The organism is Lysobacter yananisis (assembly GCF_031199375.1).
Lineage (GTDB): Bacteria > Pseudomonadota > Gammaproteobacteria > Xanthomonadales > Xanthomonadaceae > Lysobacter > Lysobacter yananisis.
This window is the reverse complement of sequence record NZ_CP133568.1, coordinates 5,178,395-5,204,120: the sequence shown is the minus strand read 5'-3', so window position 1 is coordinate 5,204,120 and position 25,726 is coordinate 5,178,395. Positions and strand designations below refer to the sequence as shown.

The window sequence follows — 25,726 nt, the reverse complement described above, 5'->3', positions numbered from 1 at the left end:
GTGCTGGCCGAATACCTGCCGACTCTGTTGTTCCTGATCGTCGCCAGCGGTATCGGCGTCGCCCTGTTGGTAGTAGGCAATGTGCTCGGGCCCAAGCGCCCGACCGCGGAGAAACTGTCTCCGTACGAATGCGGCTTCGAGGCCTTCGAAGACGCGCGCATGCAGTTCGACGTGCGCTACTACCTGATCGCCATCCAGTTCATCATCTTCGATCTGGAAATCATCTTCATCGTGCCCTGGGCCACCGTGTTCCGAGATCTCGGCGTGGTCGGCCTGATCGAGATGGGCATTTTCGCCAGCATGCTCCTGCTCGGCTTCGTTTACGTCTGGAAGAAGGGAGCGCTCGAATGGGAGTGATCCAAACCGTGTCCGGGTTGATGCACAACCCGTTGCCGGAAGGCCGCCTGGACGACATCCTGCGCCCCGAGGGCGAGAACCCGCTGCTGCAGCAGGGTTTCGTCACCACCAACCTCGACACCCTGTGGAACTGGGCGCGCACCGGCTCGATGTGGCCGATGACCTTCGGCCTGGCCTGCTGCGCGGTCGAGATGATGCACGCCGGCGCCGCGCGCCTGGACCTGGACCGCTACGGCGTGGTGTTCCGCCCGTCGCCGCGCCAGTCCGACGTGATGATCGTGGCCGGCACCCTGGTCAACAAGATGGCCCCGGCGCTGCGCAAGGTCTACGACCAGATGCCGGACCCGAAGTGGGTCATCTCGATGGGCAGCTGCGCCAACGGCGGCGGCTACTACCACTATTCCTATGCGGTGGTGCGCGGTTGCGACCGCGTGGTGCCGGTCGACGTCTACGTACCGGGCTGCCCGCCGACCGCCGAGGCGCTGGTCTACGGCATCCTGCAGCTGCAGCGCAAGATCCGCCGCGGCACCAACTTCGGCGACGCCAAGCAGGGTGTGCGCGAATGAGCCCCGCCGATCTCGCCCAGCGCCTGGACGCGCGCTTCCCGCAGGCCACCATCGTCGTCGCGCAACCGCGCGGCGAAATTACTTTGGAGGTCGCCCACGACCAGTGGCTCGACGCCGCGCGCGCATTGCGCGACGAACTCGGCTTCGAGCAGTGCGTCGACGTCAGCGGCGTGGACTACCTGACCTACGGCAGCGACGAGTGGGACACCGACGTGTCCTCGGAAGGCTTCTCGCGCGGCGTGGAAGGCAAGAGCGCCGGCCGTTTCCGTTGGGGCGAAGAACCCAACGGCGCCGAGGACGCCAAGCCCGCGCGCCGCTTCGCCGCGGTCGCGCACCTGCTGTCGTACCAGCACAACGCGCGCGTGCGCCTGAAGACGTTCGCGCCGAACGACGACCTGCCGGTCGTGCCCTCGCTGACCTCGGTGCACCCGGGCGTCAACTGGTTCGAGCGCGAGGCCTTCGACCTGTACGGCATCGTTTTCGAAGGCCATCCGGACCTGCGCCGCATCCTCACCGACTACGGTTTCGTCGGCCATCCGTTCCGCAAGGACTTCCCGCTGATCGGCAACGTCGAAGTGCGCTACGACGCCGACAAGCGCCGGGTGGTGTACGAGCCGGTGTCGATCGAGCCGCGCGTCGGCGTGCCGCGCGTGATCCGCGAGGACGCGCGCTACCAGACCGCGCAGGGCGAGCAGTCGCAGCGCGAGGTGAAGTGAGATGAGCAATCCCGCCAGCGACATGCCCTTGGTGAACCTCAACACCTCCGGCCTCAACAACGCCGAGATCCGCAACTACACCTTCAACTTCGGTCCCCAGCATCCGGCCGCGCACGGCGTGCTGCGCCTGATCCTGGAGATGGACGGCGAAGTCGTGCAGCGCGCCGATCCGCACATCGGCCTGCTCCATCGCGGCACCGAGAAGCTCGCCGAGTCCAAGCCGTTCAACCAGTCGATCGGCTACATGGATCGGCTCGACTACGTGTCGATGATGTGCAACGAGCACGCGTACGTGCGCGCGATCGAGACCCTGCTGGGGATCGAGGCGCCGGTGCGCGCGCAGTACATCCGCACGATGTTCGACGAGATCACCCGCATCCTGAACCACTTGATGTGGATCGGTTCCAACGCGCTCGACCTGGGCGCGATGGCGGTGTTCCTGTACGCCTTCCGCGAGCGCGAAGAGCTGATGGACTGCTACGAGGCGGTCTCCGGCGCGCGCATGCACGCGGCCTACTACCGTCCCGGCGGCGTCTATCGCGACCTGCCGGACCGGATGCCGAAGTACAAGGAATCGCCCTGGAAGAAGGGCGCGGGCCTCAAGCGCTTCAACGAGTGGCGCGAAGGCTCGATGCTCGATTACCTGGACGCGTTCGCCGACGACTTCCCCAAGCGCGTCGACGAATACGAGACGCTGCTGACCGAAAACCGCATCTGGAAGCAGCGCACCGTCGGCATCGGCGTGGTCTCGCCCGAACAGGCCCTGGCCTGGGGCATGACCGGCCCGATGATCCGCGGCTCCGGCATCGCCTGGGACCTGCGCAAGAAGCAGCCCTACGCCAAGTACGCGGAGGTCGATTTCGACATCCCGGTCGGCGTCAACGGCGACTGCTACGACCGCTACCTGGTGCGCGTGGCCGAGATGCGCGAATCCACCCGCATCATCAAGCAGTGCGTGAAGTGGCTGCGCGCCAACCCCGGCCCCGTGATCGTCGACAACTTCAAGGTCGCCCCGCCCAAGCGCGAGGAGATGAAGGACGACATGGAAGCGCTGATCCACCACTTCAAGCTGTTCTCGGAAGGCTATTGCGTGCCGGCCGGCGAGACCTACTGCGCCGTGGAAGCCCCCAAGGGCGAATTCGGCTGCTACCTGGTCTCCGACGGCGCCAACAAGCCGTTCCGGGTGAAGCTGCGCGCGCCGGGCTTCGCCCACCTCTCGTCGATGGACGAGGTCGTCAAGGGCCACATGCTGGCCGACGTGGTGGCGATGATCGGCACCTACGACATCGTGTTCGGCGAGATCGATCGCTGATCTCGCCGCACTGAAGGTTTGTCCCAGACCGGGCGCCGGGGGCGCGCGGTCGCAGAGGAAAGAAGAAATGAAGGCGACAGGCAATTTCGAGGCCGCACAGCACGTCGATCCGATGGTGGCGTTGTCCGATGCGACGCGCGCGCACATCGATCACTGGCTGACCAAGTTCCCGCCGGAGCGCAAGCGTTCGGCGGTGCTGCAGGGCCTGCACGCGGCGCAGGAGCAGAACGGCGGTTGGCTGACCGACGAGCTGATCGCCGCGGTGGCCAAGTACCTGAGCCTGCCGCCGGTGTGGGCGTACGAGGTGGCGAGCTTCTATTCGATGTTCGAGACGCAGCAGGTCGGCCGCAACAACGTCGCCTTCTGCACCAACATCAGCTGCTGGCTCAACGGCGCGCAGGACCTGGTCGCGCACGCCGAGAAGAAGCTGGGCTGCAAGCTCGGCGAATCCACCGCCGACGGCCGGGTCTTCCTCAAGCGCGAGGAAGAATGCCTGGCCGCGTGCTGCGGCGCGCCGGTGGTCGTCGTCAACGGTCATTACCACGAGAAGCTCGACGCGGCGAAAGTCGACGAGCTGCTCGACGGTCTGAAGTGAGGTCGGGCGAGATGGCGCACGGTCACCACGATTATTCCAAGGGCTACGGCCCGGTCGGCCCGGCTCCGCAGGAGCACCAGGTCGTCTACACGACGCTGCACTACGACACTCCGTGGTCGTACGAAAACTATTTGAAGACCGGCGGCTATAGCGCGCTGCGCAAGATCCTCAGCGAGAAGACGCCGCCGGACGAGATCATCAACGCGGTCAAGGCCTCGGGCCTGCGCGGCCGCGGCGGCGCGGGCTTCCCGACCGGCCTGAAGTGGAGCTTCATGCCCAAGGGCAGCGGCACCCAGAAGTACATCCTGTGCAACTCGGACGAATCCGAGCCGGGCACGGCCAAGGACCGCGACATCCTGCGCTTCAACCCGCACTCGGTGGTGGAGGGCATGGCGATCGCCTGCTACGCCACCGGTTCGACCGTGGCCTACAACTACCTGCGCGGCGAATTCCACCACGAGCCGTTCGAGCATTTCGAGCAGGCGCTGAAGGAAGCCTACGAGAACGGCTGGCTGGGCAAGAACGTGCTCGGCAGCGGCGTGGACATCGACATCTACGGCGCGCTCGGCGCCGGCGCCTACATCTGCGGCGAAGAGACCGCGCTGATGGAATCGCTGGAAGGCAAGAAGGGCCAGCCGCGCTTCAAGCCGCCGTTCCCGGCCAACTTCGGCCTGTTCGGCAAGCCGACCACGATCAACAACACCGAGACCTACGCCTCGGTGCCGGCGATCCTGCGCAACGGCGCGGAATGGTTCGCCGGCCTGGGCAAGCCCAACAACGGCGGCCCGAAGATCTTCTCGGTGTCCGGCCACGTCGCCAACCCGGGCAACTTCGAGATCCGCCTGGGCACGCCGTTCTCCGAACTGCTGCAGCTCGCCGGCGGCATCCGCGGCGGGCGCAAGCTCAAGGCGGTGATCCCCGGCGGCTCCTCGATGAAGGTGCTGCCGGCGGCGACGATCATGGAATGCACGATGGACTACGACTCGCTGCAGAAGGCCGGTTCCGGCCTCGGCTCGGGCGCGGTCATCGTGATGGACGACACCACCTGCATGGTCCGCGCCTGCCAGCGCATCGCCCGGTTCTATTTCAAGGAAAGCTGCGGCCAGTGCACGCCGTGCCGCGAAGGCACCGGCTGGATGTACCGCATGCTGACGAGAATCGCCGAAAAGCAGGCGACCCTGGAAGACTTGCAGATGCTGCGCGCCGCCGCGGGCCAGATCGAAGGCCACACCATCTGCGCGTTCGGCGAAGCCGCCGCGTGGCCGGTGCAGGGCTTCCTGCATCACTTCTGGGACGAGTTCGAGTACGCGATCGTCAACAAGCGGTTCCTGGTCGACGACCAAGCGGCCGGCACTGTGGTCGAAAAGAAGGTGGCCGCATGAGCGCGTCGTCCTTCCACATCCCCCATTGTTCCCGCGCCGCGCGCCGGAACAATGCGCCCCTTGACTCAAGGGGCTTGTCCGACGCTTCGATGAGGGGCTCGCTGTGAGCGCTCAACCCGTAAATCCGAATCTGCCGCCCGACCACGTCACCGTCTTCATCGACGGCGTCGAGATGGCCGCGCCGAAGAATTCGATGATCATCCATGCCGCCGACAAGGCCGGCATTCCGATCCCGCGTTTCTGCTACCACGACAAGCTGGCGATCGCCGCCAACTGCCGCATGTGCCTGGTCGATACCGAGGTCGGCGGCCGCGCCGCGCCGAAGCCGTCGCCGGCCTGCGCCACGCCGGTGATGGACGGGCTGAAGGTGTTCACCCGCAACGAGCGCGCGCTGAAGTCGCAGCGCAACGTGATGGAGTTCCTGCTCGCCAACCACCCGCTGGATTGCCCGATCTGCGACCAGGGCGGCGAGTGCGAGCTGCAGGACGTGTCGATGGGCTACGGCCGTTCGGTCAGCCGTTACGCCGAACGCAAGCGCGTGGTGCCGGACGAGGACATCGGTCCGCTGGTCGCCACCGAGATGACCCGCTGCATCCAGTGCACCCGCTGCGTGCGCTTCACCGCGGAAATCGCCGGCACCTACGAGCTCGGCGGCATGTACCGCGGCGAGAACCTGCAGATCGGCACCTTCGACGGCAAGCCGCTGACCACCGAACTGTCGGGCAACGTCATCGACGTGTGCCCGGTCGGCGCGCTGACCAACAAGGTGTTCCAGTTCAAGGCGCGTCCGTGGGAACTGACCGCGCGCGAGTCGCTGGGTTACCACGACGCGCTAGGCAGCAACCTGTTCCTGCACGTTCGCCGCGGCGACGTGCTGCGCACCGTGCCGCGCGACAACGAAGCGGTCAACGAGTGCTGGCTGTCGGACCGCGACCGCTATTCGCACCAGGGCCTGTACGCGGAAGACCGCGCCCAGCGTCCGCTGCTGAAGGACAACGGCGAGTGGCGAGAAGCCTCTTGGGAAGAGGCGCTGAGCCGTGCTGCCAAGATCCTGCGCGACAACGGCGGCGACAACCTCGGCGTGCTCGCGCACCCGGCGACTTCGAACGAAGAGGGCGCGCTGCTGGCGCGTCTGGCCGAAGCGCTGGGCACCGGCAATATCGATCACCGCATCTCGCAGCACGACCTGTCCGACGCCGCCGTGGCCGAAACCTTCGCCATGCCGGTCGCCGAGATCGAGCAGGCCGACGTGGTGATCGTGGTCGGCAGCAACCTGCGCCACGAACTGCCGCTGGTGCAGCAGCGTGTGCGCAAGGCCTACACCCGCGGCGCCAAGGTGCACGCGGTCAATCCGGTCGACTTCGACTTCACCTTCGACCTGACCAGCAAGCGCATCGTCGCGCCGTCGCAGCTCGCCGCCGCGCTCGGCGACGACGCGCTGCGCGAGATCGCCAAGGGCGGCAACCACGTCGCGCTGATCGTCGGCGGCGTGGCCGAGAACGGCCCGTACGCGGCCGCGATCCGCGCCGCCGCCCAGGCCTTCGCCGAGGCCACCGGCGCCAAGCTGTGCCGCATCCCGCAAGGCGCCAACGCGGTCGGTCTGGCCCGCCACGGCGTGCTGCCGAGCGCGCGCGACGCCGGCGCGATGCTCAGCGACGCGCGCGGCGCCTACATCGTCTACGGCATCGAGCCGGGCCTGGATTTCGCCGACACCGAAAGCGCGCTGCGCGCGCTCGGCGCGGCCCAGGTGGTGGCGTTCAGCCATTACGCCTGCCGCTCGACCAAGGCCGTGGCCGACGTGATCCTGCCGATCGCGCTGCTGCCGGAAATCGACGCGACCCTGACCAATCTCGACGGCCGCGACCAGCAGGCCATCGCCGGCGGCAAGCTGCCGGGCCTGGCCCGCGCCGGTTGGCGCGTGCTGCGCGCGCTCGGCGGCGAACTCGGCGCCAGCGGCTTCGAGTTCACCGACTTCGCCGGCCTGCGCGCGAGCATCGCGCCGCGCGCGGTGACGCCGGCCGCCGGCCGCGCGCCGAACGTGGCGGGCGAGGGCGGTCTCGAACTCGCCGTCTCCACCGCGATCTACCGCAGCGACGCCACCGTGCGCCGCGCGCCCGCGCTGCAGTCGCACCCGCTCAATCTCGAACCGCGCGCCGTGCTGAATCCGGCCGACGCCGCCGCGCTGGGTTTCGGCGACGGCATGGTCGGCAAGTTCGGCGCCGGCGCCGGCACCGCGACCCTGCCGGTCGCGATCAGCGCCAAGGTCGCGCCGGGCACGGTGTGGATCGAAAGCGGCCACGGCGCCACCGCGCCGCTCGGCGCGGGCCGCGTGCAGGCGGGGAGGGCCTAAGCCATGACGGACGGAATGTTCATGACCCAGCTGGTCGACCCGCTGCACAACTGGTTCCTGTCGCTGGGCATGGTCGGCGCGGTGCTGTGGATCGTGCTGAAGATCCTGCTGATCGCGATGCCGGTGATCATCACCGTGGCCTTCTACGTGGTCTGGGAGCGCAAGCTGATCGGCTGGATGCACGTGCGCCACGGGCCGATGTACGTCGGCATGGGCATCCTGCAGGCCTTCGCCGACGTGTTCAAACTGCTGTTCAAGGAAGTGATCCAGCCGGCCAAGGCCGAGTCCTTCCTGTACAAGCTGGCGCCGCTGCTGACCCTGGCGCCGGCGTTCGCGGCCTGGGCGGTGGTGCCGTTCGATGCCAAGCTGGTGCTGTCCAACGCCAACGCCGGCCTGCTGTACCTGTTGGCGATGACTTCGCTGGGCGTGTACGGCATCATCCTCGCCGGTTGGGCCTCGAACTCGAAGTACGCCTTCCTCGGCGCGATGCGCGCCGCCGCGCAGGTGGTGTCGTACGAGATCGCGATGGGTTTCGCCATGGTCGGCGTGATGGTCGGCGCCGGCAGCCTCAACCTCACCGACATCGTCATGGCCCAGTCGGGCAACGCCGGCGCGCTGGAGTGGTTCGCGCTGCCGATGCTGCCGCTGTTCGTCGTCTACTTCATTTCCGGCGTGGCCGAGACCAACCGCGCGCCGTTCGACGTGGTCGAGGGCGAGTCGGAGATCGTGGCCGGCCACATGGTCGAGTATTCGGGTTCGGCGTTCGCGCTGTTCTTCCTCGCCGAATACGCGAACATGATCCTGATCAGCTTCCTGACCGCGATCTTCTTCCTCGGCGGCTGGCTGAGCCCGTTCCAGGGCCTCGGCATTCCGTTCCTGTCGGTCGACGGCTGGTGGTGGCTGCTCGCGAAGGTGTTCTTCTTCGCCAGCTGCTTCATCTGGTTCCGCGCCTCCTTCCCGCGCTATCGCTACGACCAGATCATGCGCCTGGGCTGGAAGGTGTTCATCCCCCTGACCATCGCCTGGATCGTCGTGGTCGCGTTGATGTCGTATTACGGCATCTTCCTGCCGGGACAGTGAGGCGGAGCAACTCATGAATCGCATCGTTTCCTATTTCAAGAGCCTGCTCCTGATCGAGCTCGCGCAGGGCCTTGGGCTGACGCTCAAGTACCTGTTCAAGCCCAAGTACACGCTGATGTACCCGATGGAGAAGACGCCGCAGTCGCCGCGCTTCCGCGGCGTGCACGCGCTGCGCCGCTATCCCAACGGCGAAGAGCGCTGCATCGCCTGCAAGCTGTGCGAGGCGGTGTGCCCGGCGCTGGCGATCACCATCGATTCGGAGAAGCGCGCCGACGGCACCCGCCGCACGACCCGCTACGACATCGACCTGTTCAAGTGCATCTTCTGCGGGTTCTGCGAGGAATCCTGCCCGGTCGACTCGATCGTGGAGACCCACATCCACGAGTACCACTTCGACCAGCGCGGACAGAACATCGTCACCAAGCCGCAGCTGTTGGCGATCGGCGACCGTCTCGAGACCGAGATCGCCGAGCGCCGCGCCGCCGACGCCGCCTTCCGCTGAGTACACGACATGGATCTCGCCCAGATCGCCTTCTTCGTCTTCGCCGCCATGGCCACGCTTTCGGCCGTGGCCGTGATCAGCGTCAAGAACCCGGTCCATGCCGCGCTCAGCCTGGTGCTGACCTTCTTCTCGGTCGCCTGCGTGTGGATCATCGCCGGCGCCGAGTTCCTCGGCGTGGCCCTGATCCTGGTCTACGTCGGCGCGGTGATGGTCTTGTTCCTGTTCGTGGTGATGATGCTCGACATCGACGTCGCCCCGCTGCGCGAGGGCTACGTGCGCTACCTGCCGGTCGGCCTGCTGGTCGCGGTGGTGATGCTGGTGGAGATGATCACCCTGATCGGGGTCAAGGCGTCGCTCGCCGCGCCGCTGACCGCCGACGCGTCCGGCGGCTCCAACACCAAGTGGCTGGCGACCGCGCTGTTCACCGACTTCCTGCTGCCGTTCGAGATCGCCGCGGTGATCCTGACCGTGGCGGTGATCGCCGCGGTCATGCTGACCCTGCGCCGCCGCCCGGGCGCCAAGCACCAGAACCCGAGCGAGCAGGCGCGCGTGCGCGCCAGCGACCGCATCCGCATGATCAAGATGGACGCCGTGAAGCCCGTCGCCGCCGAACCGGCGCCGGCCGACGCAGCGCAGGAGGCCAAGCCGTGAGCGAATTCTTCGGGTCGGGCCTAGCCCTCGGCCACTTCCTCGCCCTGGGCGCGGTGCTGTTCTGCATCAGCGTCGCCGGCATCTTCCTCAACCGCAAGAACGTGATCGTGCTGCTGATGTCGATCGAGCTGATGCTGCTCGCGGTCAACATCAACTTCGTCGCGTTCTCGCGCCAGCTGGCCGATCCGGCCGGTCAGGTGTTCGTGTTCTTCATCCTGACCGTGGCCGCGGCCGAGGCCGCCATCGGCCTGGCCATCCTGGTCACGCTGTTCCGCAACCGGCGCACGATCAACGTCGCCGAAATCGACTCGATGAAGGGCTGATCCGGCATGGAACCCGCAATCTCCAAGTCCATCCTGCTCGCCATCGTGCTCGCGCCGTTGCTCGGCGCGATCCTGGCCGGCCTGTTCGGGCGCAAGATCGGCCGCGCCGGCTCGCACACCGTCACCATCCTCGGCGTCGCGGCGAGCTGCGCGATGTCGGTGTACGTGCTGTGGCAGCTGGTCGGCCACGGCGCCGCGCCGTTCAACGAGAACGTCTACACCTGGTTCCAGATCGGCGGCTATGAGGCCCACGTCGGCTTCATGATCGACAAGCTGACCGCGATGATGATGGTGGTGGTCACCTTCGTCTCGTTGCTGGTGCACATCTACACCATCGGCTACATGGCCGAGGACGACGGTTACCAGCGCTTCTTCAGCTACATCTCGCTGTTCACCTTCTCGATGCTCATGCTGGTCATGAGCAACAACTTCCTGCAGCTGTTCTTCGGCTGGGAAGCGGTGGGCCTGGTGTCGTACCTGCTGATCGGCTTCTGGTTCAAGAAGCCGACCGCGGTGTTCGCCAACATGAAAGCGTTCCTGGTCAACCGCGTCGGCGATTTCGGCTTCCTGCTCGGCATCTGCGCGGTGCTGTGGGCGACCGGCTCGCTCGACTACGGCACCGTGTTCGCCCACGCCCCGACCCTGGCCGAGCGCACCATCCAGGTCTGGGGCGGCGCCGATCCGATCGTGTGGTCGCTGCCGACGGTGATCTGCATCTGCCTGTTCATCGGCGCCATGGGCAAGTCGGCGCAGGTGCCGCTGCACGTGTGGCTGCCGGACTCGATGGAAGGCCCGACCCCGATCTCGGCGCTGATCCACGCCGCGACGATGGTGACCGCCGGCATCTTCATGGTCGCGCGCATGTCGCCGCTGTTCGAGCTGTCGCAGACCGCGCTGAACTTCGTGCTGTTCATCGGCGCCACCACCGCGTTCTGGACCGGCCTGATCGGCATCGTGCAGAACGACATCAAGCGCGTGGTCGCGTACTCGACCCTGTCGCAGCTGGGCTACATGACCGTCGCGCTCGGCGTGTCGGCGTACTCGGCCGCGGTGTACCACCTGATGACCCACGCCTTCTTCAAGGCGCTGCTGTTCCTGGCGGCCGGCTCGGTCATCATCGGCATGCACCACGAGCAGGACATGCGCAAGATGGGCGGCCTGCGCAAGTACATGCCGATCACCTACTGGACCAGCCTGCTCGGCACCCTGGCCCTGGTCGGCACGCCGTTCTTCGCCGGTTTCTATTCGAAGGACACCATCATCGAGGCGGCCGCGCACGTCGCTCACGGCGAGCATGCGACCTGGGTGTCGCAGTACGCCTACTGGGCGGTGCTGCTCGGCGCGTTCGTGACCTCGTTCTACAGCTTCCGCCTGCTGTACCTGACCTTCCACGGCAAGGAGCGCTTCCGCGACGCGCACGCTGACCACGGTCACGACGACCACGGTCACGGCCGCGACGACCATGCGGCGCATGCCCACGACGATCATGGCAAGAAGCACGACGACCACGCCCACGACGATCATGGCCACCACGGCCCGCACGAGCCGCACGAATCTCCGTGGGTGGTGACCGTGCCGCTGATGCTGTTGGCGATCCCGTCGGTGCTGATCGGCTTCTTCACCGCCGGCCCGATGCTGTTCGGCACCGACTGGTCCGGCCACGTCAAGCAGCTGCCGTACTTCCTCGGCGCGATCGACCTGCTGCCCGAGCGCGACACCGTCGCCGAGATGGCCAAGGAAGCCTGGCACGGCCCGGTCGCCTTCGCCCTGCACGGCTTCATGGCGCCTGCGTTCTGGCTGGCCTTCGGCGGCTTCGCCCTGGCCACGGTCATGTACCTGTGGAAGCCGGAACTGCCGGCCAAGGCGGCCAAGCTGTTCGCGCTGCCGATCCGGATCCTGGAAAACAAGTACGGCATGGACAACCTGTGGATCGGCGGTTTCGCCGGCGGCGGCGTCAAGCTTGGCAAGGCTTCGCGCGCGGTGGACACCAAGCTGATCGACGGCGCGGTGGTCAACGGCAGCGCCGGCGTGGTCGGCTTCGTCGCCAACCTGGCCCGCCACGTCCAGTCCGGCTACCTCTACCACTACGCCTTCGCGATGATTGTCGGCCTGATCGTTCTGCTCGCCGTCGTCATCAAGTTCTGGCACTAATCGACAAGGACACCGAACGTGATCCCCGTGCCCTTGCTTAGCCTCCTGATCTGGCTGCCCATCTTCGGCGGCTTCGCCACCCTGGCTTTCGGCAACCAACGCGCCAACGCGGCGCGCTGGTTCGCCCTGGTCGTGGCCATCGTCACGCTCGGCCTGAGCCTGCTGATGTTCACCCACGGCGACTTCACCAGCGCGAACATGCAGCTGGTCGAGCAGAAAGCCTGGATTCCGGCCTTCGACATCCGCTACCACCTCGGCGTGGACGGCATCTCGGTGGCGCTGATCGCGCTGACGACGCTGACCTCGATGCTGGTGCTGATCAGCGCCTGGACCTCGATCGACAAGCGCGTCAGCCAGTACTACGCCGCGTTCCTGATCCTCGAAGGCCTGATGGTCGGCGTGTTCTCCGCCCTCGACGCGATGCTGTTCTACGTGTTCTTCGAGGGCATGCTGATCCCGATGTTCATCATCATCGGCGTGTGGGGCGGCCCGCGCCGCGTCTACGCCTCGGTGAAGTTCTTCCTGTACACCTTCCTCGGCTCGGTGTTCATGCTGGTCGGGCTGATCTACCTGTACCTGAAGGGCGGCAGCTGGCAGATCGCCGACATGTACGGCCTGCAGCTCAGCGCGACCGAGCAGATGTGGATCTTCTTCGGCTTCCTGATCGCCTTCGCGGTCAAGGTGCCGATGTTCCCGGTCCACACCTGGTTGCCGGACGCGCACGTGGAAGCGCCGACCGCCGGTTCGGTGATCCTGGCCGCGATCATGCTGAAGATCGGCGGCTACGGCTTCCTGCGCTTCGTCCTGCCGATCGTGCCCGACGCCGGCCACGAGTGGGCCTGGCTGGTGATCGCGCTGAGCCTGGTCGCGGTGGTCTACGTCGGCCTGGTCGCGCTGGTCCAGGAGGACATGAAGAAGCTGATCGCGTACTCGTCGGTCTCGCACATGGGCTTCGTCACCCTGGGCACCTTCATCGCCTTCGGCCTGGTCCACAGCGGCGACGCCCACGGCGCCGACGCCGCGCGCCTGGGCCTGCAGGGCGCGATGGTGCAGATGATCAGCCACGGCTTCGTGTCCGGCGCGATGTTCACCTGCGTCGGCGTGCTGTACGACCGCATGCACAGCCGCATGATCAAGGACTACGGCGGCGTCGCCAACGTGATGCCCTGGTTCGCCGCGTTCGTGGTGCTGTTCGCGATGGCCAACTCGGGCCTGCCGGGCACCTCGGGTTTCGTCGGCGAGTTCATGGTGATCCTGGCCTCGTTCCAGAAGCATCCGCTGATCGGCTTCGCCGCCGCGACCACCTTGATCATCGGCGCGGGCTACACCCTGTGGCTGGTCAAGCGGGTGATCTGGGGCGACGTCGGCAACGCCCACGTCGCCGAGATGGAAGACCTCAACCCGCGTGAGGCGCTGGTGCTGGGCGTGTTCGCGGTGGGCGTGCTGGTTCTGGGTGTGTGGCCCAAGCCGCTGACCGACCTGATGGAGCCGGCGATCGCCAATCTGGCCAGCCAGATCGTCGCCAGTAAGCTGTAAACCGCGCGGGCCCGGCCCGCGCAGAAGTGAGTAGAAGCGAGAAGTGAGCAGCGAGAGAAAAGCGCGAGCGCCCGCCGCTCACTTCTCACTCCTCTCCGCTCGCTCCTAGAGCAAGGCTCGAAGCCGAGCCGGATCCGCCATGAGATGCACTAAATGAACATGCCCGTACGCTCTCTCGCCGACATCATGCCCCTGCTGCCCGAACTGGTGGTCGTCGTCGGCGCGTTCGCGCTGCTGATGCTCGACCTGTTCGTCGAGGAGCGGAACCGCATCGTTTCCCACGTCTTCTCGATCCTGGTGGTCGCCGCGGCGACGGCGATGATCGCCTTCGACGTGGGCGGGCAGGGCACCGTGCTCAGCGGCATGTTCGTGCGCGACACCGCCGCCGACGTGCTCAAGCTCGGCATCGGCGTGGTCGGCATCCTGTCGCTGATCTACACCTGGCCCTACCTGCGCGCGCGCGGCCTGTACAAGGGCGAGGTCGGGGTGCTGATGCTGTTCGCCATCGCCGGCATGATGTTCCTGGTCTCCGCCGGCAGCCTGACCATGGTCTACGTCGGCCTGGAGATGCTGGCGCTGTGCTCGTACGCGCTGGTCGCGGTCGACCGCGACAGCCCGCTGGCCTCGGAAGCGGCGATCAAGTACTTCGTGCTCGGCGCGCTGGCCTCGGGCCTGCTGCTGTACGGCCTGTCGCTGATCTACGGCGCCACCGGCAGCCTGATGCTCGACCAGATCGCGGTGGCCGCCTCGGTCGGTCCCAAGTCGATGATGCTGATCACCGGCGTGGTGTTCGTGGTCGCCGGCATCGCCTTCAAGTTCGGCGCCGCGCCGTTCCACATGTGGCTGCCGGACGTCTACCAGGGCGCGCCGACCCCGATCACGCTGTTCATCGGCGCCGCGCCCAAGCTGGCCGCGTTCGGCATGACCTACCGCCTGCTGGAGGTCGGCGCGCACGGCCTGGACCACCACTGGCGCCTGCTGCTGGCCGGCCTGGCGGTGCTGTCGCTGGCGATCGGCAACCTCAGCGCGCTGCTGCAGACCAACCTCAAGCGTCTGCTCGCGTACTCGACGGTCTCGCACGTCGGCTTCCTGTTCATCGGCATGGCCGGCGGCGGCGCGCAGGGCTTCGCCGCGGCGATGTTCTACGCGATCAGCTACGCGATCATGACCTCGGCCGCGTTCGCCGCGATCATCGTCATGTCCAGCCGCGGCTTCGAGGCCGACCGGATCGACGACTACAAGGGCCTCAACGCGCGCAACCCGTGGCTGGCCGGCATGATCCTGTGCGTGATGGCCTCGCTGGCCGGCCTGCCGCCGTTCCTGGGCTTCTGGGCCAAGCTGGCGGTGCTCAAGGCCGCGCTGCAGGGCGACATGCTGTGGCTGGCCATCGTCGGTGTCGTGTTCGCGGTGATCGGCGCGTTCTACTACCTGCGCGTGATCAAGGCGATGTACTTCGACGAACCCGAAGGCAAGCTGCCGCCGCCGAACGAAGACCGTCCGCTGCGCGTGGTGTTCGGGGTCAACGCGCTGGCGCTGCTGGCGCTGGGCATCGCCTGGAACCCGATCATGGAGTGGTGCCAGCGCGCGTTCGCGGCCTGAGCCGGCGCGACACCCGCTGCGAGGAAGGGCCGCCGCTGGGCGGCCCTTCGCTTTTTTGCGGCAGTGGAGACCGGGCTCTTGTGGGAGGGCCTTCAGGCCCGATGCTCTCCGCTCAGGTCCCGGCGACCGGGCACAAGAGCATCGGGCCTGAAGGCCCTCCTACAGCCGCCGGGCCCGCGGCTGAATCCGCATTCATCGAAAGCGACGGCGGGGCAGGGGTTCCAGCCGCCCGCGGACCATGCTCAATCGGTCCTGAGAAAAATAATCGGCTCGAAACTGTCCTGGGGGCTTGAATTATTTCGAACACAGCCTAAGATTGCCGGCCTGCGAACGCGATACGGATTTCGCGAAACACCGGGGAACACCGGCGCGTTCGAAGCGGTAAGCGGCAATCATGAAAATCTGATTGCAGGCTTGCAGAAAGTTAAGCCGACCGTTACACTTGTCGGCCTGATGCGGGGTGGAGCAGTCTGGCAGCTCGTCGGGCTCATAACCCGAAGGTCGTAGGTTCAAATCCTACCCCCGCTACCACTTTTGGCTGTTACGGCCGCGCTGTTCGCAGCGGCCGTTTCGATCGAAAGTCGGGCTTTGTATCGACGCTCTGCTCGCGCCGATACGCCGAAATCCAGTTGTACGGACAAGGGGCCCGATGGGCCCTTTGTCGTTTTCGGCTTTCCGCAATTCGGCTTTCCTGCGAGTGCGGCGACGGCGTCGGAATACCGGACGCCGCCGTTGCAGACGATCGCGGAAGCAGTGCATCCAGATGATTGGTTTTCGCCGGTCGCCACCCTTCAGGAGTTCAGGCGCGTGACGGACAAGGCAACGCAAATCGCGCAACTGCTGGCGCCCACGGTGGCGTCGCTGGGCGTGGAACTGCTCGGCATCGAATACCTGCCCGCGCCGGGCAGCGCGACGCTGCGCGTGTACATCGACGTGCCGGCCGCCGAGCTCGACGCGACCGCCGAAGGCGAGCAGCCGCGCTCGGTCGGCATCGAGGACTGCGAGGCGGTCAGCCGCGAGATCTCGGCCCAGCTCGACGTCGAGGATCCGATCAGCGGCAACTACACCCTCGAGGTGTCCTCGCCGGGCATCGACCGTCCGCTGTTCGCGCTCGACCACTACCGCCGCTTCGCCGGCGAGACCGCCAAGGTCGGGCTGAAGCTGCCGCACGAAGGCCGTCGCCGCCTGCAGGGCGAGATCGTCGGCGTGGAAGGCGAGCAGGTGGTGTTCGCGATCGACGGCGCGCGCTTCGCGGTGCCGTTCTCGAACATCGACAAGGCGCGGATCGTGCCGGACTGGGCGGCGCTGGGCTTCGCCCCGGAAAAGCCCGGCAAGAGCCGGCCCGCCAAGGACAAGCCTTCGAAGCCGGACGCTTCGAAGAAGTAAGCATCGAACCCAATTACCAACCCGAGAGCCGGCGGCCCACGCCGATCCGTGCGGAGTGAACAGATGAGCAAGGAACTGTTGCTGGTGGTGGACGCGGTCGCCAACGAAAAGGGCGTACCGCGCGAAGTGATCTTCGAGGCCATCGAGGCCGCGCTGGCCTCGGCCGCGAAGAAGCGCTACCACGACGAGGACGTGCTGGTGCGCGTGTCCATCGACCAGAAGGACGGCAGCTACGAGACCTTCCGGCGCATGGAGGTCGTGGCCGACGACGTGGTCATGGAGTCGCCGGACCGCCAGATCCGCCTGATGGACGCGGTCGACGAAGTCGAGGGCGTGGAAGTCGGCGACTACATCGAAGAACAGATCGAGAATCCCGAGTTCGGCCGCATCGCCGCGCAGGCCGCCAAGCAGGTGATCGTGCAGCGCGTGCGCGAGGCCGAGCGCGCCCAGGTCGTGGACGCGTGGAAGGACCGCGTCGGCGAGCTGGTCACCGGCATCGTCAAGCGGGTCGAGCGCGGCAACATCTACGTCGACCTGGGCGGCAACTCCGAGGCGATCATCCCCAAGGACAAGGGCATCCCGCGCGACGTGCTGCGCGCCGGCGACCGCGTCCGCGGCTACCTGTTCGACGTGCGCACCGAGCCGCGCGGCCCGCAGCTGTTCATCAGCCGCGCCGCGCCGGAATTCATGATGGAGCTGTTCAAGCTGGAAGTGCCGGAAGTCGGCCAGGGCCTGGTCTCGATCAAGGCCTGCGCGCGCGATCCGGGCGACCGCGCCAAGATCGCGGTGCTGGCGCACGACAATCGCACCGATCCGATCGGCGCCTGCATCGGCATGCGCGGCTCGCGCGTGCAGGCGGTGTCGAACGAACTCAACGGCGAGCGCGTGGACATCGTGCTGTGGTCGGACAACCCGGCCCAGTTCGTCATCAACGCGATGGCGCCGGCGGAAGTGCAGTCGATCATCGTCGACGAAGAGAAGCACTCGATGGACCTGGCCGTGGCCGAAGAGCGACTGGCCCAGGCGATCGGCAAGGGCGGCCAGAACGTGCGCCTGGCCAGCCGCCTGTCGGGCTGGCAGCTCAACGTCATGACCCAGGACCAGGTCACCGCCAAGTCCGAGGCCGAGCAGAACGCGGCGCGCCAGCTGTTCCAGGACAAGCTGGAAGTGGACGAGGAGATCGCCGGCATCCTGGTGTCCGAGGGCTTCAGCACGGTCGAGGAAATCGCCTACGTGCCGGTCGGCGAGCTGCTGGCGGTGGAGGGCTTCGACGAGGACATCGTCGAGGAACTGCGCGCCCGCGCCCGCGATGCGCTGCTCAACGAGGCGCTGGCCGCCGAGGAAGAGCTCGACGAGCACCAGCCCGCGGCCGACCTGCTGGAACTGGCCGGCATGGACGAGGCGCTGGCGTTCACCCTGGCTTCGCGCGGCGTGGTCAGCCGCGACGACCTGGCCGATCTGGCCACCGACGAGTTGACCGATATCGAAGGCGTGGACGAGGAACGTGCCGCCGCCCTGATCATGGAAGCGCGCAAGCACTGGTTCGAATGAGGTGAGGAAGGCCGCAAGAGGTCCACGGGACGTCTTGCGGCAAGCCGGCCACGGTCCCGACGGGCCCGGCCGGATTCGCAGGATCGGGCGCGGGCCCGGTCCGCGAGCAGGCCGCGAAGGCCTGCGCGGGCCGGACCTTGGGCGCGCGCGGAGCTAGAATGGCGCCATCACGCGTGGGATGCGTCCCGCGCCAAGAGGACACGGAAAACCGAATGTCGCAGCAAACCACCATCCGCAAGCTGGCCGAACTGGTGAACACGCCGGTCGAGAAGTTGCTGGAACAGCTGGCCGAGGCCGGCATGAAGTTCAGCGGCCCCGATCAGGTCGTGACCAGCATCGAGAAAGTCAAGCTGCTCGGCTTCCTCAAGCGTTCCCACGGCAAGGCCGACAAGCCCGCCGACGGCGACGAGGCGGCGAAGAAGATCACCCTCAACCGCAGCCGCAAGCAGGAAATCACCGTCGGCGGCGGCAAGAACCGCACCACGGTCGACGTGGTGGTGCGCAAGAAGGTGACCTTGGTCAAGCCGAACGAAGGCGCCGGCGGCGTCGGCGAGGACGAGGAGCGCGCCGAGATCCTGCGCAAGCTGGAGGAATCCAAGCAGCGCAACCTCGCCGAGCAGCAGCGCCTGGCCGCCGACGACAAGCGTCGCGCCGACGCCGTCGACGCCGCGCGTCGCGCGGTCGAGGACGCCGCGCGCGCCAAGGCCGAGGAAGAGGCCGCCGCGCTGCGCGCCAACGAGCCCGCGCCGGCCCCGGCCGCTTCGGAGCCGGCCAAGGCCGCCGCTCCGGGCGCGGCCGCCGCCGACCCGGCGCGCAAGCCGCCGGCGACGCATGGCCACGGCCATCCCAAGCCCGCCCGGCCCGAACCCGCGCGTCCCGCCGACGACCGCAACGCCGCGGCCGCCCGCCACAAGACCCGCGGCTCGCACGCGATGGTCGCCGGCGTGGAAGACGACGATTCGGCCAACCGTTTCGCCGGCCAGCTGCACCTGTCGCCGTCCGACCGCGCCCGCCGCAGCAACAGCAACACCCGCGGCAAGGGCGGCCGGATGCAGCAGAACCGTCGCCAGAACGAGCAGTCGCGCTCCGGTGGCGGCCAGCACGGCTTCTCGCGGCCGACCGCGCCGATCGTGCGCGAAGTCGCCATCGGCGAGACCATCACCGTCGCCGATCTCGCCCAGAAGCTCGCGCTCAAGGGCGGCGACGTGGTCAAGGCGATGTTCAAGATGGGCGTCATGGCGACCATCAACCAGAGCATCGACCACGACACCGCCGCGCTGGTGACCGAAGAGCTCGGCCACATCGTGGTCAAGGCCCTGGGCAACGACGCCGAGGACGCGCTGCTGGCCCACGCCGAAGAGGCGCAGGGCGACAAGGCGCCGCGTCCGCCGGTGGTCACCATCATGGGCCACGTCGACCACGGCAAGACCTCGCTGCTGGACTACATCCGCCGCACCAAGGTCGCCTCCGGCGAAGCCGGCGGCATCACCCAGCACATCGGCGCGTACCACGTGGAAACGCCGAAGGGCGTGATCAGCTTCCTCGACACCCCGGGCCATGCCGCGTTCACCTCGATGCGCGCGCGCGGCGCCAAGCTGACCGACATCGTGGTGCTGGTCGTGGCCGCCGACGACGGCGTCATGCCGCAGACCAAGGAGGCCGTGCAGCACGCCAAGGCCGCCGGCGTCCCGCTGATCGTGGCGATCAACAAGATCGACAAGTCCGACGCCGATCCGCTGCGGGTCAAGAACGAACTGCTGGGCGAAGACGTGGTCGCCGAGGATTTCGGCGGCGACACCCAGATGGTCGAACTCTCGGCCAAGACCGGCGCGGGCGTGGACAATCTGCTCGACGCGATCTCGCTGCAGGCCGAAGTGCTCGAACTCAAGGCCGCTCCGGTCGGCCGGGCCACCGGCACGGTGATCGAATCCGCGCTCGACAAGGGCCGCGGCCCGGTCGCCACGGTGCTGGTCCAGCAGGGCCAGCTCAAGAAGGGCGATTACCTCGTGTGCGGCGTGCATTACGGCCGCGTGCGCGCGCTGTTCGACGAAACCGGCAAGCAGGTCGAACAGGCCGGCCCGTCGATTCCGGTGCAGGTGCTGGGCCTGTCGGGCGTGCCCGACGCCGGCGACGACTTCGTCGTGGTCGAGGACGAGCGCCTGGCCAAGGACGTGGCGCAGCAGCGCGACGCCAAGCGCCGCGAATCGCGCCTGGTCGCCGCCGCCGGCAACCGCATGGAAGACATCATGGCCCAGATGGGCAAGGGCGAGGGCCAGCTGAGCCTCAACCTCGTCGTCAAGGCCGACGTGCAGGGTTCGGTGGAAGCGTTGCGCCAGGCTCTGGTCGCGCTGTCCAACGAGCAGATCCGCATCAACGTGATCAGCTCCGGCGTGGGCGGCATCACCGAATCCGACGCCAACGCCGCGGCCACCGCCAAGGCGACCGTGATCGGCTTCAACGTCCGCGCCGACGCCTCCGCGCGCCGCATCATCGAGGCCAACGGCGTCGACCTGCGCTACTTCTCGATCATCTATGACGTGATCGACCAGGTGAAGCAGGTCGCCTCGGGCATCCTCGGCATGGAGATCCGCGAGGAGATCATCGGCACCGCCGAGGTCCGCGACGTGTTCCGCAGCTCCAAGTTCGGCGCGGTCGCCGGCTGCATGGTGATCGAGGGCGTGGTCAAGCGCTCCAAGCCGATCCGCGTGCTGCGCGACAACGCGGTGGTCTTCGAAGGCGAACTCGAATCGCTGCGCCGCTTCAAGGAAAACGTCGACGAAGTGCGCAACGGCACCGAATGCGGCATCGGCGTGAAGGCGTACAACGACGTCAAGCCGGGCGACCAGATCGAGTGCTTCGAGCGCATCGAGGTCCAGCGCACGCTTTGAGGCATAGGAGTGAGCGGAGAGAAGTGAGGAGTGAGCGAAAGCCACTCGACCGACTCTCCGCTCACTGCATCGCCGTTGTCGCTCTGACTCACTCCTCACTCCTCTACGCTCACTTCTCGCTTCATGCCCAGCAAATCGTTCCACCGCACCGATCGCGTTTCCGCCCAGCTCCGCCGCGAGTTGGGCACGCTGGTGCGCGAAGCCGTGCGCGAGCACGGCCTGCCGTCGGTCAGCGTGTCCGACGTCGAGATCTCCCGCGACCTGGCCCATGCCAAGGTCTTCGTCACCGCGTTGCAGCCCGAGCGTTCGGCCGAGGCAGTCAAGGCGCTCAAGGAACTGTCGCGCGAACTGCGCTTCCAGCTCGGCCGGGCGATGAAGCTGCGGCACGTGCCGGAGCTGCATTTCCACTACGACGATTCGGTCGACCGCGGCGAGCGCATCGAGCATCTGCTGCGCGAAGCGCCGGCGGCCACCGAAGACGCCGACGGCGAGGCGCCGCAAGACGGCGAAGACCGCTCCAGGGACGCCGACTGAGTTTCGCGGTCCCGCGCTCGGCCACGGCCGCGCGGGTTGTCCGCCGCGGTCCTGCCCGCAACGGCAGGCGGCCGAACCCGACCGCCGCGCCGGATCCCCCCCCAGGACCACGCCCGATCCGCGCCCCTGCACACCCCGCTCGAAACGCCGCCGGTCGGCTTCGTCCGCCGACGCGCGCCCGCACGACGTTTCACGCGTCCGTTCCGGCGCACTATGCGAGCATCCCGCGACGTTGACCCGCGCGCCGGCATCCGGCCGCCACTCTGGGGCGAAGGTCCTGCTTGAACACGATGCGTAAACGTCAATGGCGCAACGTCGACGGCCTGCTGCTGCTCGACAAGCCGCAGGGCCTGAGCTCGAACCAGGCCTTGCAGCAGGCGCGCCACCTGTTCCGCGCCGAGAAGGGCGGCCATACCGGCAGCCTCGACCCGCTCGCCACCGGCCTGTTGCCGCTGTGCTTCGGCGAGGCGACCAAGATCGCCGGGCTGCTGCTGGGCGCGCGCAAGGCCTACACCGCGACCGCCGTGCTCGGCCTGACCACCGACAGCGACGACGCCGACGGCGCGCCGCTGCGCGAGCGGCCGGTGCCGGAATTCGATCCGGCCGAAATCGAGGCCGCGCTGGCGCCGCTGCGCGGGACCATCCTGCAGCGCGCGCCGATCTATTCCGCGCTCAAGCAGGGCGGCGAACCGCTGTACGCCAAGGCCCGCCGCGGCGAGGCCATCGAGGCGCCCGAGCGCGAAGTCAGCGTGCACTCGCTGACCCTGACCGGGCGCGACGGCCCGCGCCTGGAACTGCACATCGAATGCGGCTCGGGCACCTATGTGCGCAGCCTGGTCCGCGACCTCGGCGAGGCGCTCGGCTGCGGCGCCCACGTGGCGACGCTGCGGCGCTCGTGGGTCGAGCCGTTCCTGGCCCCGGCCATGGTGACCCTGGAGCAGCTGCGCGAGTTGGCCGAGGGCGGCGACGAACGCGTCCTCGACGCCCTGTTGTTGCCGATCGAGGCCGGCCTGAGCGGATTCGAGCAGGTCGCCCTGGACGCCGTCGCCGCCCAGCGCCTCGGCCACGGCCAGGCGGTGGCCTGCGCCGAGGGCGAGCCCGGTTTGGTCGCGATCTATGGCGAGACGGGCCGCTGTTTGGGCCTCGGCCTGCGTCAGGCCGGCGGGCGCCTGCAGCCGCAGCGGCTGTTCCGCTGGGCCGCGCAGGGCGGCTGAGTCCCGCGCCCGCCGCAGCCGACTGAACAGGCGGCGGGGCGTCGCCGTGGAAGCCGGCCCGGCCGCGCCCGCCGGTCGTCGCGAACGCCTCGATTCATACCGGCCAAAGGTCGCAATCGTCGCAACGGGCTGTTACAATCTCGCCGCTTTTCAAGCACTTCCAACCGGAAACCGCTTGAACTGCGATCCCCAACCATAGCAAGCGGCGGGCCAGGCGGTGCGTCGGAGCGGTGATGACCGTGCCGATTCGCTTCTGCGGGCCGCGCATCTAGATAGAGAAGACACCATGTCGATCGACACCCAGAAAGTCATTGAAGACAACAAGCGCGGCGCCAACGACACCGGTTCGCCGGAAGTCCAGGTCGCCCTGCTGACCGCGCGCATCGAGCAGCTGACCGGCCACTTCAAGGCCCACAAGCAGGATCACCACAGCCGTCGCGGCCTGCTGATGATGGTCAACCGCCGTCGCAGCCTGCTCGACTACCTCAAGCGCAAAGACAACGAGCGCTACAAGGCCCTGATCGAGAAGCTCGGCCTGCGCCGCTAATCGGACACCCAACCGCGGCGCAGCGATGCGCCGCGGTTTGTTTTGGCGGAGACGAAAACTCCGTAGGGCGATGCAGGACGCATCGCCGCCAGCGACGAAACGCGAGCGCGATCGTCGAACTGGACCGGCCCTCGGGCCACGTGCGACGCGGCGCGGAGCGCGCGCGGAACACAACCATCCTCAGGTCGCTTGCGCCGGCGGCCGACCGGAGCGGGGCAAGGGCCTCGACCGGAACGCATAGATACCGAAGGAACCCACCGTGGCAAAAATTACCAAGACCTTCCAGTACGGCAACCATCAGGTGACCCTGGAGACCGGCGAGATCGCCCGTCAGGCCGGCGGCGCCGTCATCGTCAAGATGGACGACACCGTGCTGCTGGTGACCGCCGTCGCCGCCAAGAGCGCGCGCGAGGGGCAGGATTTCTTCCCGCTCACCGTCGATTACCAGGAGAAGTTCTACGCCGGCGGCCGCATCCCGGGCGGCTTCTTCAAGCGCGAAGGCCGCGCGACGGAGAAGGAAACCCTGATCTCGCGCCTGATCGACCGTCCGATCCGCCCGCTGTTCCCGGAAGACTACCGTAACGAAGTGCAGATCATCGCCACGGTGATGTCGCTGAATCCGGAAGTCGACGGCGACATCCCGGCGCTGATCGGCGCCTCGGCCGCGATGGCGCTGGCCGGCACCCCGTTCCAGGGCCCGATCGGCGCGGCCAAGGTCGGTTACAAGAACGGCCAGTACCTGCTCAACCCGACCGCCGCCGAGCTGGCCGACTCCGACCTGGAACTGGTCGTGGCCGGCACCTCCAACGCGGTGCTGATGGTCGAATCCGAAGCCAACATGCTGTCCGAAGAGGTCATGCTCGGCGCGGTGATGTTCGGCCATCGCGAGATGCAGAAGGTCATCAACGTCATCAACGAGCTGGTCGTCGAAGCCGGCACCAAGCCGTCGAGCTGGGAAGCTCCGGCCAAGAACGAAGCGCTGATCGGCGCGCTCAAGGAAGCGGTGGGCGACCAGCTCGCCGGCGCCTTCCAGGTGCGCGACAAGCTGCAGCGCCGCGACGCCATCGGCGCGATCAAGAAGGACGTGCTGTTGTCGCTGGCCGGCCGCGCCGAATCCGAGGGCTGGTCCTCGGGCGAACTGTCGAAGGAATTCGGCGAGCTCGAATACCAGACCATGCGCAGCTCGGTGCTCGACACCAAGATCCGCATCGACGGCCGCGCGCTCGACACCGTGCGTCCGATCTCCTCGAAGGTCGGCGTGCTGCCGCGCACCCACGGCTCCTCGCTGTTCACCCGCGGCGAGACCCAGGCCATCGTGGTCGCCACCCTCGGCACCGCGCGCGACGGCCAGATCATCGACGCCGTCTCGGGCGAGTACAAGGAACACTTCCTGTTCCACTACAACTTCCCGCCCTTCTCGGTCGGCGAGTGCGGCCGCATGATGGGCCCGAAGCGCCGCGAGATCGGCCACGGCCGCCTGGCCAAGCGCGGCGTGCTCGCGGTGATGCCGAGCATGGAAGCGTTCCCGTACACCATCCGCGTGGTCTCGGAAATCACCGAGTCGAACGGCTCGTCCTCGATGGCTTCGGTCTGCGGCAGCTCGCTGGCGCTGATGGACGCCGGCGTGCCGATCAAGGCGCCGGTCGCCGGCATCGCGATGGGCCTGGTCAAGGAAGGCGACAACTTCGTCGTCCTGTCCGACATCCTGGGCGATGAAGACCACCTCGGCGACATGGACTTCAAGGTCGCCGGCACGTCGGAAGGCATCTCGGCGCTGCAGATGGACATCAAGATCCAGGGCATCACCGAAGAGATCATGAAGGTCGCGCTGGAGCAGGCCAAGGCCGGCCGCCTGCACATCCTCGGCGAGATGGCCCACGCCATCACCGAGTCGCGCTCGGAGCTGTCCGAGTACGCGCCGCGCCTGCTGACGATGAAGATCCACCCGGACAAGATCCGCGAAGTGATCGGCAAGGGCGGCTCGACCATCCAGGCGATCACCAAGGAAACCGGCACCCAGATCGACATCCAGGACGACGGCACCATCGTCATCGCCTCGGTCAACGCCGCCGCCGCGCAGGCCGCCAAGTCGCGCATCGACCAGATCGTCTCCGACGTCGAGCCGGGCCGCATCTACGAGGGCAAGGTCGCCAAGATCATGGACTTCGGCGCGTTCGTGACCATCCTGCCGGGCAAGGACGGCCTGGTGCACGTGTCGCAGATCTCCAGCGAGCGCGTCGAGAAGGTCTCCGACAAGCTCAAGGAAGGCGACGTGGTCAAGGTCAAGGTGCTGGAAGTCGACAAGCAGGGCCGCATCCGCCTGTCGATCAAGGCCGTGGAAGAAGGCGAGGGCGTGTCGGCCGAATAATCGCCGGGCGACTTCGCGGTAAACGAAAAAGCGGGCTTCGGCCCGCTTTTTCTTTGTCCGGAAACAGCCGCGGCGCGCCGGTAAAGCGCAGTTTTTCGCGCTGGGCATGCACAGGATT

The 25,726-nt window shown here is 67.4% G+C and carries 22 protein-coding genes and 1 tRNA gene; all 23 read left to right on the top strand.

Annotation, left to right across the window (positions count from 1 at the left end; all coding sequences use genetic code 11):
• A complete protein-coding gene (locus RDV84_RS21395) occupies positions 1-357 on the top strand; it encodes an NADH-quinone oxidoreductase subunit A (protein WP_057947326.1) in 357 nt (118 codons plus the stop codon).
• Complete coding sequence (locus tag RDV84_RS21390) at positions 348-923, top strand: NuoB/complex I 20 kDa subunit family protein (RefSeq protein WP_057947327.1); 576 nt, start codon at positions 348-350, stop codon at positions 921-923. Before RDV84_RS21395 ends, RDV84_RS21390 begins: the two co-directional genes overlap by 10 nt.
• Positions 920-1,639, top strand: a complete 720-nt coding sequence (locus RDV84_RS21385; protein ID WP_250442855.1) for an NADH-quinone oxidoreductase subunit C — start codon at positions 920-922, stop codon at positions 1,637-1,639. The genes RDV84_RS21390 and RDV84_RS21385 overlap by 4 nt, the downstream gene beginning before the upstream one ends.
• Before the next feature lie 22 nt (positions 1,640-1,661).
• Positions 1,662-2,951: an NADH-quinone oxidoreductase subunit D gene (locus RDV84_RS21380; protein WP_250451042.1), complete on the top strand. Its 1,290-nt coding sequence runs from the start codon at positions 1,662-1,664 to the stop codon at positions 2,949-2,951.
• Positions 2,952-3,018: 67 nt separating this feature from the next.
• Positions 3,019-3,546: an NADH-quinone oxidoreductase subunit NuoE gene (gene nuoE / locus RDV84_RS21375; RefSeq protein WP_309151518.1), complete on the top strand. Its 528-nt coding sequence runs from the start codon at positions 3,019-3,021 to the stop codon at positions 3,544-3,546.
• A gap of 11 nt (positions 3,547-3,557) precedes the next feature.
• Positions 3,558-4,928, top strand: coding sequence for an NADH-quinone oxidoreductase subunit NuoF (gene nuoF / locus RDV84_RS21370; protein WP_309151517.1), 1,371 nt, complete (start codon positions 3,558-3,560; stop codon positions 4,926-4,928).
• A 103-nt stretch (positions 4,929-5,031) separates the two neighbouring features.
• The gene (gene nuoG, locus RDV84_RS21365) at positions 5,032-7,278 is read left to right on the top strand and encodes an NADH-quinone oxidoreductase subunit NuoG (protein ID WP_078996652.1); all 2,247 of its coding nucleotides are present in this window, start codon (positions 5,032-5,034) and stop codon (positions 7,276-7,278) included.
• A gap of 21 nt (positions 7,279-7,299) precedes the next feature.
• Complete coding sequence (gene nuoH / locus RDV84_RS21360; RefSeq protein WP_309151516.1) at positions 7,300-8,358, top strand: NADH-quinone oxidoreductase subunit NuoH; 1,059 nt, start codon at positions 7,300-7,302, stop codon at positions 8,356-8,358.
• 13 nt (positions 8,359-8,371) lie between these two features.
• Positions 8,372-8,860 carry an NADH-quinone oxidoreductase subunit NuoI gene (gene nuoI, locus RDV84_RS21355; protein WP_057947332.1) on the top strand — a complete coding sequence of 163 codons (489 nt, stop codon included), beginning with the start codon at positions 8,372-8,374 and terminating at the stop codon, positions 8,858-8,860.
• A gap of 9 nt (positions 8,861-8,869) precedes the next feature.
• Positions 8,870-9,511 (top strand): NADH-quinone oxidoreductase subunit J, encoded by a 642-nt coding sequence (locus tag RDV84_RS21350; RefSeq protein ID WP_057947333.1) that lies wholly within the window; start codon positions 8,870-8,872, stop codon positions 9,509-9,511.
• A complete protein-coding gene (gene nuoK, locus RDV84_RS21345; RefSeq protein ID WP_057947334.1) occupies positions 9,508-9,834 on the top strand; it encodes an NADH-quinone oxidoreductase subunit NuoK in 327 nt (108 codons plus the stop codon). The genes RDV84_RS21350 and nuoK overlap by 4 nt, the downstream gene beginning before the upstream one ends.
• A gap of 6 nt (positions 9,835-9,840) precedes the next feature.
• Positions 9,841-11,985 (top strand): NADH-quinone oxidoreductase subunit L, encoded by a 2,145-nt coding sequence (gene nuoL / locus RDV84_RS21340; RefSeq protein ID WP_309151515.1) that lies wholly within the window; start codon positions 9,841-9,843, stop codon positions 11,983-11,985.
• An 18-nt stretch (positions 11,986-12,003) separates the two neighbouring features.
• On the top strand, positions 12,004-13,521 hold the full coding sequence (locus tag RDV84_RS21335; RefSeq protein WP_309151514.1) for an NADH-quinone oxidoreductase subunit M: 1,518 nt from the start codon (positions 12,004-12,006) through the stop codon (positions 13,519-13,521).
• A 159-nt stretch (positions 13,522-13,680) separates the two neighbouring features.
• Complete coding sequence (gene nuoN / locus RDV84_RS21330) at positions 13,681-15,120, top strand: NADH-quinone oxidoreductase subunit NuoN (RefSeq protein ID WP_309151513.1); 1,440 nt, start codon at positions 13,681-13,683, stop codon at positions 15,118-15,120.
• Entirely contained in the window at positions 15,093-15,413 is a 321-nt protein-coding gene (locus RDV84_RS26990; RefSeq protein ID WP_425608181.1) for a DUF6053 domain-containing protein, read from the top strand. Before nuoN ends, RDV84_RS26990 begins: the two co-directional genes overlap by 28 nt.
• A 161-nt stretch (positions 15,414-15,574) precedes the next feature.
• Positions 15,575-15,651: transfer RNA gene (locus RDV84_RS21325), tRNA-Met, on the top strand.
• 276 nt (positions 15,652-15,927) lie between these two features.
• Positions 15,928-16,506 carry a ribosome maturation factor RimP gene (gene rimP / locus RDV84_RS21320; protein WP_309151512.1) on the top strand — a complete coding sequence of 193 codons (579 nt, stop codon included), beginning with the start codon at positions 15,928-15,930 and terminating at the stop codon, positions 16,504-16,506.
• A gap of 63 nt (positions 16,507-16,569) precedes the next feature.
• Positions 16,570-18,057, top strand: a complete 1,488-nt coding sequence (gene nusA / locus RDV84_RS21315) for a transcription termination factor NusA (RefSeq protein ID WP_057947338.1) — start codon at positions 16,570-16,572, stop codon at positions 18,055-18,057.
• Positions 18,058-18,269: 212 nt separating this feature from the next.
• Positions 18,270-20,945, top strand: a complete 2,676-nt coding sequence (gene infB / locus RDV84_RS21310) for a translation initiation factor IF-2 (protein WP_057947339.1) — start codon at positions 18,270-18,272, stop codon at positions 20,943-20,945.
• A gap of 123 nt (positions 20,946-21,068) precedes the next feature.
• On the top strand, positions 21,069-21,479 hold the full coding sequence (gene rbfA / locus RDV84_RS21305; RefSeq protein WP_057947340.1) for a 30S ribosome-binding factor RbfA: 411 nt from the start codon (positions 21,069-21,071) through the stop codon (positions 21,477-21,479).
• 290 nt (positions 21,480-21,769) lie between these two features.
• Complete coding sequence (truB, locus tag RDV84_RS21300) at positions 21,770-22,693, top strand: tRNA pseudouridine(55) synthase TruB (protein ID WP_078996665.1); 924 nt, start codon at positions 21,770-21,772, stop codon at positions 22,691-22,693.
• A 286-nt stretch (positions 22,694-22,979) separates the two neighbouring features.
• Positions 22,980-23,240 (top strand): 30S ribosomal protein S15, encoded by a 261-nt coding sequence (rpsO, locus tag RDV84_RS21295; protein WP_057947342.1) that lies wholly within the window; start codon positions 22,980-22,982, stop codon positions 23,238-23,240.
• Positions 23,241-23,499: 259 nt separating this feature from the next.
• Positions 23,500-25,608 (top strand): polyribonucleotide nucleotidyltransferase, encoded by a 2,109-nt coding sequence (gene pnp / locus RDV84_RS21290; RefSeq protein ID WP_057947343.1) that lies wholly within the window; start codon positions 23,500-23,502, stop codon positions 25,606-25,608.
• Positions 25,609-25,726 lie beyond the last annotated feature (118 nt).

Bases quoted from the DNA above. Each gene is read 5' to 3' on its own strand.
- nuoL (WP_309151515.1), top strand. From the start codon at position 9,841: ATGGAACCCGCAATCTCCAAGTCCATCCTGCTCGCCATCGTGCTCGCG.
- nusA (WP_057947338.1), top strand. From the start codon at position 16,570: ATGAGCAAGGAACTGTTGCTGGTGGTGGACGCGGTCGCCAACGAAAAG.
- nuoN (WP_309151513.1), top strand. From the start codon at position 13,681: ATGCCCGTACGCTCTCTCGCCGACATCATGCCCCTGCTGCCCGAACTG.
- RDV84_RS21385 (WP_250442855.1), top strand. From the start codon at position 920: ATGAGCCCCGCCGATCTCGCCCAGCGCCTGGACGCGCGCTTCCCGCAG.
- nuoF (WP_309151517.1), top strand. From the start codon at position 3,558: ATGGCGCACGGTCACCACGATTATTCCAAGGGCTACGGCCCGGTCGGC.
- nuoI (WP_057947332.1), top strand. From the start codon at position 8,372: ATGAATCGCATCGTTTCCTATTTCAAGAGCCTGCTCCTGATCGAGCTC.
- rpsO (WP_057947342.1), top strand. From the start codon at position 22,980: ATGTCGATCGACACCCAGAAAGTCATTGAAGACAACAAGCGCGGCGCC.
- RDV84_RS21350 (WP_057947333.1), top strand. From the start codon at position 8,870: ATGGATCTCGCCCAGATCGCCTTCTTCGTCTTCGCCGCCATGGCCACG.
- infB (WP_057947339.1), top strand. From the start codon at position 18,270: ATGTCGCAGCAAACCACCATCCGCAAGCTGGCCGAACTGGTGAACACG.
- nuoH (WP_309151516.1), top strand. From the start codon at position 7,300: ATGACCCAGCTGGTCGACCCGCTGCACAACTGGTTCCTGTCGCTGGGC.
- truB (WP_078996665.1), top strand. From the start codon at position 21,770: ATGCGTAAACGTCAATGGCGCAACGTCGACGGCCTGCTGCTGCTCGAC.
- RDV84_RS21390 (WP_057947327.1), top strand. From the start codon at position 348: ATGGGAGTGATCCAAACCGTGTCCGGGTTGATGCACAACCCGTTGCCG.
- rbfA (WP_057947340.1), top strand. From the start codon at position 21,069: ATGCCCAGCAAATCGTTCCACCGCACCGATCGCGTTTCCGCCCAGCTC.
- RDV84_RS21380 (WP_250451042.1), top strand. From the start codon at position 1,662: ATGCCCTTGGTGAACCTCAACACCTCCGGCCTCAACAACGCCGAGATC.
- nuoE (WP_309151518.1), top strand. From the start codon at position 3,019: ATGAAGGCGACAGGCAATTTCGAGGCCGCACAGCACGTCGATCCGATG.